This is a genomic window from Polynucleobacter sp. AP-Kaivos-20-H2, assembly GCF_018882215.1.
In the GTDB taxonomy this organism is placed as follows: Bacteria; Pseudomonadota; Gammaproteobacteria; order Burkholderiales; family Burkholderiaceae; genus Polynucleobacter.
Map to the genome: position 1 here is coordinate 655,091 of NZ_JACVOX010000002.1, position 13,121 is coordinate 668,211.

Genomic DNA, 13,121 nt, shown 5'->3' on the forward strand with positions numbered 1-13,121 from the left:
CTTTCTAATTTGAGAACATCATCGCGGTTAGCAAGAAATCCAATGCTAAAACCGATAAAGAAGAGATCACCACCGTACGAGTAGTGGCCTGCGAAACGCCTTCAGGTGTAGGCTTGGATTCATAACCCTGATAAAGGGCAATAAAAGTGACGGCTACACCAAACACCATGCTTTTAATCAAGCCATTCCCAATATCCGAAAACAGATCAACTCCGCCTTGCATCTGCGACCAGAAGGCGCCTGAGTCAACCCCAATCAAAGGCACACCAACAAGATAGCCGCCCAAAACACCTACCGCTGTAAAGATGGTTGCCAAAATTGGCATAGAAATAATGCCTGCCCATAGTCGAGGCGCAATCACGCGGCCCAATGGATCTACTGCCATCATCTCCATCGCAGTCAATTGTTCTCCAGCCTTCATCAGACCAATCTCAGCAGTTAAGGAAGTGCCAGCTCTACCAGCAAACAATAAAGCGGTAATCACGGGACCTAACTCACGAGTTAGCGAGAGGGCAACCAATAGGCCAAGTGCTTGTTCTGAACCATAACGATTTAAGGTGTAGTAACCCTGCAAACCCAAGACGAAGCCAACAAATAATCCTGAGACTGCAATGATCACAAAAGAATGATTGCCAACAAACAGAATTTGATCAATCACCAAACGGGGTCTTTTGAGCAAGAATCCCGAGCGTACGATCACTGCTGCAAACATGCGAGCAGCTAAACCAAGGCTGCTTAAATTTCGACGTACAAAGAATCCAAGATCGCCAAATAAATTTAGGAGTGAATTCATGGTGCCTGCACTCCAAAGTCTTCTTCCAGGCTTGTGCCTGGATAATGGAATGGCACAGGACCATCTGGAGCAGCATCTAAAAATTGTCTGACAAAAGGATCTGTTGAGCGACTCAATTCCTCAGGAGTTCCTTCCGCGCCAATGCGGCCATTCGCTATGAAATACACATAATCAGCAATGGCAAAAGTCTCTTCAACATCGTGGGTAACTAATAAACTTGTGGCTCCCAGGGCAGTATTCAGATCACGAATGAGGCGCGCTGTAATACCAAGGGAAATAGGATCTAGGCCAGCAAATGGCTCGTCATACATGATGAGCGGTGGATCTAGAGCAATCGCTCTAGCAAGCGCAACACGTCGTGCCATGCCACCCGAAATTTGAGAAGGCATTAAATCGCGCGCGCCGCGTAAACCCACTGCATTGAGTTTCATCAACACTAATGAACGCAATAATTCTTCACTGAGATCTGTATGTTCGCGAAGTGGAAAGGCAACGTTTTCAAAAACACTCAGATCGGTAAACAAAGCGCCAAACTGAAAAAGCATTCCCATACGACGACGTGCGGCCATCAAATCGGCACCATTCATCCTGCCAATGTCTTGACCTTCAAATAGAACTTGACCTGATTGAGCATTAAATTGCCCACCGATTAATCGCAGGATAGTGGTCTTGCCACATCCTGAGCCGCCCATCACGGCCACTACCTGGCCACGCCGAAACTCCATATTGAGTCCCGAAAGAATTTGCCGCTCACCTGGAGCATAGGAAAAGTTGACGTCTTTAATAGAGACGACAACTTCAACTGCAGCTTGCTTATTTACATCCAAGGAGTTGGGTTGGCCACTGTTCATATCCCCCTTATTATCGGGGTAAAACAGATGACCCCATTAAATACTGGTCTACTGCCTGGGCACATTGACGACCCTCACGAATTGCCCAAACCACCAAAGACTGTCCACGACGCATATCACCGGCGGCAAACACCTTGGGAATATTCGTTTGATAGGCATTTTGACCATCTACAGTTGCTTTTGCATTGCCGCGAGCATCTTTCTCAACGCCAAATGCATTTAGTACCTGCTGAACTGGAGAGACAAAGCCCATCGCCAAGAGCACTAAATCCGCCTTGATCTCGAATTCGGAGTTAGGAACTTCTGACATCTTGCCGTCTTTCCACTCCAAACGAACACCAATCAGTTTCTCAACTTTGCCGTTTTTACCTTCAAAACGTTTGGTTCCTACGGACCAGTCACGATCGCAACCTTCTTCATGAGAAGAAGATGTGCGCAGCTTCGTTGGCCAATAGGGCCATACCAAAGGCTTGTTTTCTTCTTCTGGCGGCTGTGGGAGTAATTCGAACTGAGTAATCTTGGTTGCGCCATGGCGATTTGAAGTACCCACACAATCAGAACCCGTATCACCACCACCGATAACGACTACATGCTTATCGGTTGCACGAATTTCATTTTTGAAGTCGCCAGCATTTTCTTTATTCTGTGGAATCAAGAATTCCAACGCATAGTGCACACCAGCTAACTCACGACCTGGCACCGGCAAATCACGTGGCTGCTCTGCCCCGCCGGTGATTACTACCGCATCAAAGTCTTTCATCAACTGCTCAGGGGAAACTGTCTTATTGGAGTAATTTTTTACTTCGGCGCCAATCGCCTCTTTACCAACGAAAACACCGGTCTCAAATTTCACGCCTTCAGCCTGCATCTGTTCTACGCGGCGATCAATTAACCATTTTTCCATCTTGAAATCAGGAATGCCGTAACGCAGTAAGCCGCCAACACGATCATTCTTTTCAAATACAGTTACGTCATGACCAACGCGAGCCAATTGCTGTGCAGCCGCCATACCCGCTGGGCCGCCACCAACTACTGCGATTTTTTTACCAGTCTTAGTTTTAGATGGTTGCGGTTTAACCCAACCATTTTCCCAGCCTTTATCAATAATGGCGTGCTCAATAGATTTGATACCAACTGCAGAACTATTGATTCCTAAAGTACAAGCAGCCTCGCAAGGTGCAGGGCAAATACGACCTGTGAATTCTGGAAAGTTATTAGTTGATTGCAAAACATCTAATGCGTTCTTCCAATCATTATGAAATACCAAGTCATTGAAATCAGGAATGATGTTGTTAACTGGGCAGCCGTTATTACAGAACGGGATACCGCAATCCATACAACGTGCACCCTGAACCTTGGCTTCTTCATCAGTTAAAGCAGCAACAAACTCTTTGTAATGATGGAGGCGCTTAACCGGTGCTTCGTACGTCTCACCGACGCGCTCAAACTCCATAAATCCAGTGACCTTACCCATATCGAATCCTTAGTATCTTTTCTTAATGTCTTTATTAATTAACTGGCTTATGCCGCAACGGTTTTGTTCTGAGCTTTTTCCCACAATTCACCTAGAGCACGTTTGTACTCAGTTGGAAGAACCTTCACAAAACGACCACGCGCATTTTCCCAATCAGCCAATAGTGCTTTAGCACGCTCAGAGCCGGTATGACGGAAATGACGCTCAATCAAGCCCTTCAAAATTTGCTCGTCGGTTAAACGTTCACCGCCATCCTTCACATCAACAGGAGCATGCCATTCAGACTTTGGCATCTTAGCGATCTGCTCACCAGAAGGCAGTACTTTTTCCAAAGTCGCCATACTAGTGTTGCAACGCTTATCAAACAATCCATCCTCGTCGTAAACGTAAGCAATACCACCGCTCATACCTGCAGCAAAGTTACGGCCTGTGGCACCTAATACAACCACTGTTCCACCAGTCATGTACTCACAACCATGGTCACCAGTACCTTCAACAACCGTTGTAGCGCCAGAGTTACGAACTGCGAAACGCTCACCAGCTACGCCATTAAAGAAGGCCTCACCAGCAATTGCGCCATAGAGAACGGTATTACCAACAATGATGTTCTTGGCGGTGTCACCACGGAACTCATGAGGAGCACGAACAATTACGCGCCCGCCCGATAAACCTTTGCCAACGTAGTCATTGCCGTCGCCAACCAAGTCTAATGTGATACCGCGTGACAAGAAGGCTGCAAAGCTTTGACCGGCTGTGCCATTCAATTGAATATGAATCGTGTCATCCGGTAAGCCTGCGTGACCATAACGCTGCGCAACTTCTCCAGAGAGCATTGCGCCTACGGTACGGTTCACGTTCTTCACCGGAACAATAAAGGAAACCTTCTCACCACGCTCTAATGCGGGCTCACTCTTCTCGATCAAGATGTTGTCAAGCGCACTAGCTAGGCCGTGATCTTGAGTTAACACTTGGTAACGCGGCACTTCGCTTGCTACTTGTGGTTCAGCGAATATCTTGCTGAAATCCAAGCCGTGCACTTTCCAGTTTTCAATGCCTTTACGGGTATCTAACAAATCAACGCGACCAATTAAGTCATCAAACTTGCGAATGCCGAGTTGCGCCATTATCTCGCGAGCTTCCTCAGCAATAAAGAAAAAGAAATTCACCACATGCTCAGGTTTGCCTGAGAATTTTTTACGCAATTCTGGATCCTGGGTTGCAACACCAACTGGGCAAGTATTTAGATGACACTTACGCATCATGATGCAACCCTCAACCACCAATGGCGCTGTCGCAAAACCAAACTCATCCGCACCTAACAAAGCGCCGATCACTACGTCACGGCCTGTTTTCATCTGGCCGTCAGCCTGAACGCGAATACGGCTGCGCAAACCATTGAGAACCAATGTTTGCTGTGTTTCAGCTAAGCCCAACTCCCATGGGGAGCCAGCGTGCTTGATTGAAGACAGCGGAGATGCACCAGTACCACCATCATGACCAGCGATCACAACGTGGTCTGCCTTAGCTTTTGCCACACCAGCAGCAATAGTTCCAACGCCCACTTCAGATACCAACTTCACAGAAACGTCAGCCTTTGGATTAACGTTCTTCAAGTCATGAATCAGTTGAGCAATATCCTCAATCGAATAAATATCATGATGCGGAGGGGGAGAAATCAAACCTACACCCGGCACAGAGAAACGCAACTTACCAATGTAATCGGATACTTTTCCACCAGGCAACTGACCACCTTCCCCAGGCTTAGCGCCTTGGGCCATTTTGATCTGAATCTGATCTGCAGAGCGCAAATACTCTGTAGTCACACCAAAACGACCAGAAGCAACTTGTTTAATCTTGGAGCGCAATGAGTCGCCGTCCAACAATGGAATATTGGCTTCCACTACATCACTACCCAGGATGCTGGCTAAAGTCTCACCTTTTTTGATTGGGATACCTTTAAGCTCGTTCACATAACGATTTGGATCTTCGCCACCCTCACCAGTATTGGACTTACCGCCGATACGGTTCATAGCGATGGCCAAAGTAGCATGGGCTTCTGTAGAGATAGAACCTAAGGACATCGCGCCCGTTGCAAAACGCTTAACGATTTCTTTTGCAGACTCCACTTCATCCAATGGAATCGCTTTTGCTGGATCGAGCTTGAATTCAAACAAACCACGCAAAGTCATTTGACGCTTGGTTTGATCATTGATGATGTTGGCATACTCTTTATAAGTCTGATAGCCCTTCTCAGCACCAATTCGTGTGGAGTGTTGCAACTTCGCAATCGTATCTGGAGTCCACATATGATTCTCACCACGAATACGGAAAGCATATTCACCGCCAGCATCAAGCATATTGGTTAAAACTGGATCGTTACCAAATGCAGCCGTGTGCATACGTAAAGCTTCTTCAGCCACTTCAAATACGCCGATACCGCCCACGTTTGATGGAGTACCTTTGAAGTATTGATCAATGATGTCGTGATTTAAACCAATCGCTTCAAAAATCTGTGAGCCGGTGTAAGACATATAGGTAGAGATGCCCATTTTGGACATGACTTTTTGAAGACCCTTACCTACAGCTTTTACAAAGTTCTTCACTGCTTTTTCAGCAGATAAATCTCCAGACAATCCTTTAGCCATTTCAGCTAAGGTTTCCATAGCGAGGTATGGATGAATCGCTTCTGCACCATAACCAGCCAAGAGTGCAAAGTGATGAGTCTCACGTGCACTGCCAGTTTCAACTACTAAGCCAACGCTAGTGCGCAAACCTTTTTGCACCAAATGCTGATGGATAGCAGAAGTTGCCAGCAAAGCCGGGATGGCGACATGCTTCTCATCAACTTGACGATCACTCACGATCAAAATGTTGTAGCCAGAACGTACGGCATCTGCAGCCTCAGCGCACAAAGATGCCAAGCGAGCCTCAATGCCAGCTTTGCCCCATGAGGCTGGATAGCAAATATCCAATTCGTAAGAGCGGAACTTGCCGTTAGTGTAGTGACCAATGTGGCGAATCTTGGTGATGTCATCAAAATCCAAAATTGGCTGACTAACCTCTAAACGCATTGGTGGGTTGATGTTATTGGTATCCAACAAATTAGGCTTAGGCCCAATGAAAGAAACTAAGGACATCACCATATTCTCGCGAATCGAGTCGATTGGAGGATTGGTCACCTGCGCAAATAATTGCTTAAAGTAGTTATAGAGAGGCTTGTCCTTATTAGAAAGAACAGCCAATGGGCTGTCATTACCCATTGAACCAATAGCCTCTTCACCATTCATGGCCATTGGAGCCATCAAGAATTTGATGTCTTCTTGCGTATAACCAAATGCCTGTTGACGGTCTAATAATTTAGCTGCTGGACGAATAGTCGTTTTCTCATCAATTAAGTCTGCCTTGCTAGCATCAACCTCATCAAGCTTCACACGAACTGCATCGATCCAACTCTTATATGGCTTAGCTTTAGATACCGCATCCTTTAATTCAATGTCATCAATGATGCGACCTTGCTCCATGTCGATCATGAACATCTTGCCTGGCTGCAAACGCCATTTTTGAACGATCTTGCTCTCAGGAATTGGCAATACACCAGCTTCAGAACCCATGATGACCAAATCATCATCAGTTACGTAATAACGTGCTGGACGCAAACCGTTGCGGTCCAAGGTTGCGCCAATTTGACGACCATCAGTAAATGCCATCGCCGCAGGTCCATCCCATGGCTCCATCATGGCTGCGTGGTATTCGTAGAAAGCACGGCGATTGTCATCCATCAATGCGTGCTGTTCCCATGCCTCAGGAATCATCATCATCATGGCTTGAGCTAATGGGTAGCCAGACATCACCAGCAACTCTAGACAGTTATCAAAACACGCAGTGTCTGACTGACCTGGATAAATTAATGGCCAGAGTTTTTGTAGGTCATCACCAAGCACTGGGGAGCTAATCGCACCCTCGCGTGCATTGACCCAATTGACGTTACCCTTAACAGTGTTGATCTCACCATTGTGCGCAATCATGCGATACGGATGCGCCAATTCCCACGCAGGGAAAGTGTTGGTGGAGAAACGCTGATGCACCAAAGCAAGCGCGGATACAGTGCGCTTGTCTTGCAAGTCTTGGTAATAAGCGCCCACTTGATTGGCTAACAGCAAACCCTTGTAAACAATGGTTCTAGCGGACATTGATGCAACGAAATATTCTTTACCGTGCTTTAAATGCAAATCTTGAATTGCATGACTTGCTGTTTTGCGAATCACATACAACTTACGCTCTAGCGCATCCGTTGTCATGATGTCGCGGCCACGGCCAATAAAAATTTGACGGATAAATGGCTCTGTCATTTGTACTGTTGGAGACATCGGCAATTTCACATCTACTGGAACATCTCTCCAACCTAAAACAACTTGGCCCTCTAAGCGCACAGTGCGCTCTAATTCCTGTTCGCATGCCAAACGGGAAGCATGCTCTTTCGGCAAGAAAATCATGCCAACGCCATACTCACCTAATGGTGGCAAAGTCACGCCTTGCTTAGCCATTTCTTCGCGATACAAAGTATCTGGGATCTGAATCAAGATACCAGCGCCATCGCCCATTAACGGATCAGCACCAACTGCTCCCCGGTGATCTAAATTCTCAAGGATCTGTAAACCCTGAGAAACGATCTCATGAGATTTCTTACCTTTGATATGTGCAACGAATCCTACGCCGCAAGCGTCATGCTCATTACTAGGGTCATATAAACCTTGAGCGATAGGGCGAAGATCTGTATTTAATTTTGTAGTCATAGTATTTCCGAGGGGCGACAAAGGCCTAATTACTTTTGGAGGATCCAATATAGGTGAATACCCATACCGATGCAATAGAAATAAAATGAGTCTGTCCCATTTATTTTGATGTCGCACCAATATGAATTCTATATATGGGGACAGAGTCGTAATTCTCAATACCCTATTTGGGGTATAGGGAAACTATTAATTACCTAAGTGCTTGAATTTAATATATTAAATTTTCTAGGACGCCCACGGTGGCGAATTAATGCAAGCTCCGGAGCATCTTTAAAGAGCTTTTTGGCATAAATATCACTGACCCAAGGCTTGGATCGCAATAGAGATTCTGTGATTTGGCGGTCTTCCCAGTGGGGCGCGCCCTCTTTTACAAAGTTCGACCAGCTCATCTGCCTCTCAAAAGGGGTATTACCCAACCTCCAAAAATGCTGATGATCTACCAACCAAGGCTCCGCATTGCCACCAATGTGGGTTGCAAAACTAGTCCATGTAGAGCTTTGGGGATGAGATTCATAACCAGATCTCACCGGATTGAGCTCTATATAACGCTGGCAGCGTAAAAAATAATCTGGGTCAATCAAAGACGAGCGATAGCGCCCCTCCCAAATAGTTCCAGAGCGGCGGTGCTGTTGATTGAAGTATTGGGCATAACGGCGGCCTAGAGACTGCATTGTTTTCGCAAGCGAATCTTCACTTTGGGGAGTCATAAGTAAATGCACATGGTTGGGCATTAAAGCAAACGCATGTACAGCACAACCAAACTGCCTAGCAGCTTCACGCAGCCACTCTAGATAAGTGCGACGATCTTCATCGGCAAAGAAAATAGTTTCACGATTATTGCCGCGGACCATCACATGCATTGCTTGGCCTGGTATTACTGTGCGAGCTTGCCGTGCCATGTTGAAAACGAACTATTGCAGTTCGCGCACACCGCCGTTAGTAGAGAAGTCCGGGATAAACCAGTCGCCATCAACTTGCGTTACGCCGCTTGGCACTTCACGGGAGATCTGAGGGCTATCTTTTAACGCAGTCGCCATATAAGAAATCCACATTGGCAAAGCAAGTCCGCCACCAGTCTCTCGATCGCCCAAACTCGCAGGCTTATCAAAGCCAATCCATGCAATCGCAACTACTTTAGGGTTATAGCCAGCAAACCAGGCATCGTGCGAATCGTTCGTTGTGCCTGTTTTACCTGCAATGTCGCTGCGTCCCAACTTAACACGCGCTGAGGCTGCGGTACCCGTCTTGGTTACTTCTTGCAGCATGCTGTCCATCACAAATGCAGTGCGTGCATCCAATACACGAGGCGCATCTTCGCCCGAATGCGTAGGCTTTGCTTCGAACATGACGGTGCCTTTAGAGTCCACCATCTTGTCAATCAAAAATGGATCTACACGATAACCACCATTGGCAAACACACTATAAGCAGAGGCCATCTGCAACGGGGTTACAGAACCCGCGCCCAAAGCCATTGTTAAGTAAGGGGGATGCTTTTCTGGTTCAAAGCCAAAACGCTGAATATATTCCTGCGCATAAGAGGGGCCAATGGCACGGATAATGCGAACCGATACTAAGTTCTTTGATTTTGCCAAGGCATTGCGCAAGCGCATCATGCCGTCGTATTTACCATCGTAGTTTTTTGGCTCCCAGGCCTGACTACCAGTCTCCATGCTGCCAATGGATAAAGGTGCATCGTTCACCATCGTACTTGGGGTAAAGCCTTTTTCAATTGCGGCAGCATAGATAAATGGTTTGAATGAGGAACCAGGCTGACGCAAAGCTTGCGTCACGTGATTGAATTGATTACGACGGAAATCAAAGCCGCCTACTAAAGACAGAATTGCACCTGTCTCTGCATTCATGGAGACAAAAGCAGCTTCAACTTGCGGAAGTTGAGCCAACTTCCAAACTCCCCCATCCGATAACAAACGCACTATAGCGCCTGGGCGTAAGCGTTTTTTGGGCTGAGCACTATCAGTAATAGAGGCAGCCGCCAACTTCATGCCTTCACCTTTAATAGTGATGGTGTCCCCGGTTGAAATCATGACTTGCATTTCTTTTGGCTTTACATCAAGCACAACGCCAGACTGCAAATCATCTAACTGTGGATAAGCAAGCAATGCCTCATCAATCGCGCGCTGGCGTTTCACAGAGTCTTCAGGAAGATCGATAAAACCCTCTGGTCCACGATAAGCATGCCGTAAATCGTATTCAAAAATTCCACGTCGGACTGCTTTATAAGCAGCATCTTGATCGGCCTTCAAGATAGTCGTGTAGACGTCGATCCCCTGAGAATAGATTGCCTCACCATACTGCGTGAAGAGTAATTGACGAACCATTTCAGCGGGGAAGTCAGCACGAACTGCAAACTCATTACCTAGGCCGCGAATATGTAATTCTTCAATCATCGCTTTTTGGTATTCCTCTGGCGTGATGTAACCCAGATCACGCATGCGCTGAAGAATGTACTCTTGACGAATCTTGGCGCGGCGGAAATTGCTCACTGGGTTATAGGCTGATGGCGCCTTTGGCAGGCCAGCCAACATCGCTGATTCTGCAATTGTGATGTCCTTGAGCTCTTTTCCAAAATAAATTTGTGCGGCACTAGAGAATCCAAATGCTCTTTGACCTAAGAAAATCTGGTTCATATAGATTTCCAAGATTTTGTCTTTGGTTAATTGAGACTCAATCTCCCAGGCCAGGAGAACCTCATAAATTTTTCGGCTAAAGGTTTTTTCATTGCTGAGAAAGAAGTTGCGAGCCACCTGCATGGTGATAGTGGACGCACCTTGCGAAAGGTGTCCGCGTAAATTGGTTACTGCTGCCCGCAAAATTCCAACATAGTCCACGCCACCGTGAGAATAGAAGCGGTCATCCTCAATTGCTAATACGGCGTTGCGCATACTCATCGGTATTTCGTTTAAAGGAATGACCTTGCGGCGCTCCTCGCCAAACTCACCAATCAACACTTTGTCTGCTGTGTAAATACGCAGAGGAGTCTTGGGGTTGTAATCCGTTAAAGCAGAGATCTTCGGAAGATTGGGTTTTGCGACCAAGAACGCATAACCCATCAATAGCGTGATTACCAAAGCAAAGACTACGCTGATGATCAGTAAAGCCTTTACGAGTGGATTACTAGAAGTCTTGCGCTGCAAGCCAGGCTCAACTCGTGAATTCCGAGGGCGTCTATCGGATGGACGAATGGGACGCTGATTCAGCGGCGGCTTGTCTTTTGGAGGTAAGGCCATATGTTCAAATTATAGGGTGCTTAGACAATTCCCCTAAAACCTCCAAAATCCTTGTATCGCTTGTAGATAAGATCTGATTTCTGACGGTGGGTTCAATCTAGGCTGATGGATTTTCAGCACCCAAAACAGAAGAATATGGGCATGCCCGCACGCCATATTTCCAGCCAATCTTTTGATGAAATTCTGAGTGATCTTGGCGATGATCCAGCCATCCCCGACCCCCATGGAATCCGTAAACCACCTCCCCAACAAAGCACGCCGTCTAGAGCTCCAAACCAAGGCAGAAACAATCTCTTCCCGGAGCCTTTAAGTCCTATTCAGATCAGAAATTCGCTCCAAGGAATTGCACTTCCAATCGCCTTGATTGGCGTCTTGTTGGCAGCAGCTATTGTATTTTTTGTAGCCTACACCTCGCTGAATAAGCAATCCCAAGATGCTTTGGAGGCATCCCAACAACAGATCTCTGAATTGAAAAAGGAGATGCTATTAATGCGTGATCAAATTAATCAAGATCAGGATGAGCTATATCTAGCAATTGATGAAATAGAAGTAAGTATTCACTCTTTAAAGGAAAGAAAGGCAGAAACAAGAGCTCCCAACAGGCCGCAAGCTCCAACCCATGAGTCGGAGCTACGCCGCTGGCGCTACCTTGGAACATCCCAAATGGGCAATACCCAGCAAGCCTATTTTCATACAGGGAAAAGCCATCTTGCCTTTGAGAAGGGGGCGCAGGTTTTAGGGGAATGGCGCCTAAGTTCTATCGAAAAATCACTAGTGACCCTAATGCATCCCCAAGGCAAATCTGTGGTTCTGAAGGCTTCAAAAAGCGAATGAAGCTCAGTCTAAATAACCCCCAGAAATACTTCAAACTGATAACCTCTTGGTTAGCTGTATTGATGCTTTTATCGAGCAATACCGCAATGGGTAATACGCCTTCACAAAATCATTTCCTGATCCCTATTAGCCTACAATTTACTGATATTGAATTAACTGAACTTTTAGAAACTATGGCGAAATTGGGTAATACCAATTTTTTATTAAGTGAATCCATTAAGGGGAGGGTCTCTATAGACCTTAGAAATACCCCCTGGCAAACAGCCCTTCACTCCATTCTGGCGAGCCGCGGCTTAAGACTGGTGCGCAACGGAGAAATCTATTGGATTGGACCCCATGCAGAAATCCAAGCCTTTCAGAAATTCCGACGTGAAGACGCCGCCCTTCCTTTTGGTGGAGACCACATTAATAGTCCAAGGCAAATCCTCATAGAAGCCCGAATAGTTGAGGCTGATGAACGCTTTGCTCGTGAGCTAGGGGTCAAGCTGGGATATCAAGCTAATGGTGTCGGAGATAAAACAGATCAAAAATTGATTGGCAGCATGGATCTGGGTGGCGCTGGTTTGAGTGGTTTTAATCCAGCAACCATGGCGGCAACCTTAGTCTCCAGAAATGGAAGCCGCATTTTGCAGGCAGAACTTTCTGCGCTTGAGTCTGAAGGTCAGGGAAAGATTCTTTCAAACCCACGCATCATGACTGGCGACCAAGTGAAGGCAACCATTGAGCAAGGCACAGAACTACCCTATCAAACCTCGAATCAAAATGGCAGCAAGTTGCAATTTAGAAAGGCAAACCTTCGCCTAGAGGTTTTGCCAAAAATCCATCCAGACGGAAAGATATCAATGCTAGTGGGCATTAATAAGGACACGGTAGGTATGAAAACAGAACAGGGATATGCCATTGACACCAAAAGCCTGAGCTCAGAGGTCACCGTTGAAAACGGCGGGACAGCCATCATTGGTGGTATTTTCCAAACTACCGAACGGGAAGACGAAGTCAAAATCCCGCTCTTGGGCGATATACCCCTCATTGGTCATTTTTTTCGCCACAAATCCAAATTACAAGATAAAACCGAGCTACTTGTCTTTTTAACTCCGACCGTTCTCGACAAACCCTAATAGAATCGGA

At 46.5% G+C, this 13,121-nt stretch carries 8 protein-coding genes; 2 read left to right on the forward strand and 6 right to left on the reverse strand.

Features of this window, described 5'->3' with window-relative positions; genetic code table 11:
* Window positions 1-4: 4 nt before the first annotated feature.
* From mlaE to ICE89_RS07750, 6 genes are all read right to left on the reverse strand, one after another.
* Window positions 5-793 carry a lipid asymmetry maintenance ABC transporter permease subunit MlaE gene (gene mlaE / locus ICE89_RS07725; protein WP_216265466.1) on the reverse strand — a complete coding sequence of 263 codons (789 nt, stop codon included), beginning with the start codon at window positions 791-793 and terminating at the stop codon, window positions 5-7.
* Window positions 790-1,644: an ABC transporter ATP-binding protein gene (locus tag ICE89_RS07730; RefSeq protein ID WP_216265467.1), complete on the reverse strand. Its 855-nt coding sequence runs from the start codon at window positions 1,642-1,644 to the stop codon at window positions 790-792. The genes mlaE and ICE89_RS07730 overlap by 4 nt, the downstream gene beginning before the upstream one ends.
* Window positions 1,645-1,654: 10 nt before the next feature.
* Window positions 1,655-3,118 carry a glutamate synthase subunit beta gene (locus ICE89_RS07735; protein WP_216265468.1) on the reverse strand — a complete coding sequence of 488 codons (1,464 nt, stop codon included), beginning with the start codon at window positions 3,116-3,118 and terminating at the stop codon, window positions 1,655-1,657.
* A gap of 47 nt (window positions 3,119-3,165) precedes the next feature.
* A complete protein-coding gene (locus ICE89_RS07740) occupies window positions 3,166-7,911 on the reverse strand; it encodes a glutamate synthase-related protein (RefSeq protein WP_216265469.1) in 4,746 nt (1,581 codons plus the stop codon).
* Window positions 7,912-8,105: 194 nt separating this feature from the next.
* A complete protein-coding gene (locus ICE89_RS07745; protein ID WP_216263298.1) occupies window positions 8,106-8,810 on the reverse strand; it encodes a transposase in 705 nt (234 codons plus the stop codon).
* Window positions 8,811-8,822: 12 nt separating this feature from the next.
* The gene (locus ICE89_RS07750; protein ID WP_216265470.1) at window positions 8,823-11,159 is read right to left on the reverse strand and encodes a penicillin-binding protein 1A; all 2,337 of its coding nucleotides are present in this window, start codon (window positions 11,157-11,159) and stop codon (window positions 8,823-8,825) included.
* Between the two features lie 105 nt (window positions 11,160-11,264).
* Between ICE89_RS07750 and ICE89_RS07755 the strand changes: the two genes are divergently transcribed.
* Window positions 11,265-11,993 (forward strand): hypothetical protein, encoded by a 729-nt coding sequence (locus tag ICE89_RS07755; protein ID WP_216263296.1) that lies wholly within the window; start codon window positions 11,265-11,267, stop codon window positions 11,991-11,993.
* Window positions 11,990-13,111: a secretin and TonB N-terminal domain-containing protein gene (locus ICE89_RS07760; RefSeq protein ID WP_255537480.1), complete on the forward strand. Its 1,122-nt coding sequence runs from the start codon at window positions 11,990-11,992 to the stop codon at window positions 13,109-13,111. The genes ICE89_RS07755 and ICE89_RS07760 overlap by 4 nt, the downstream gene beginning before the upstream one ends.
* Window positions 13,112-13,121 lie beyond the last annotated feature (10 nt).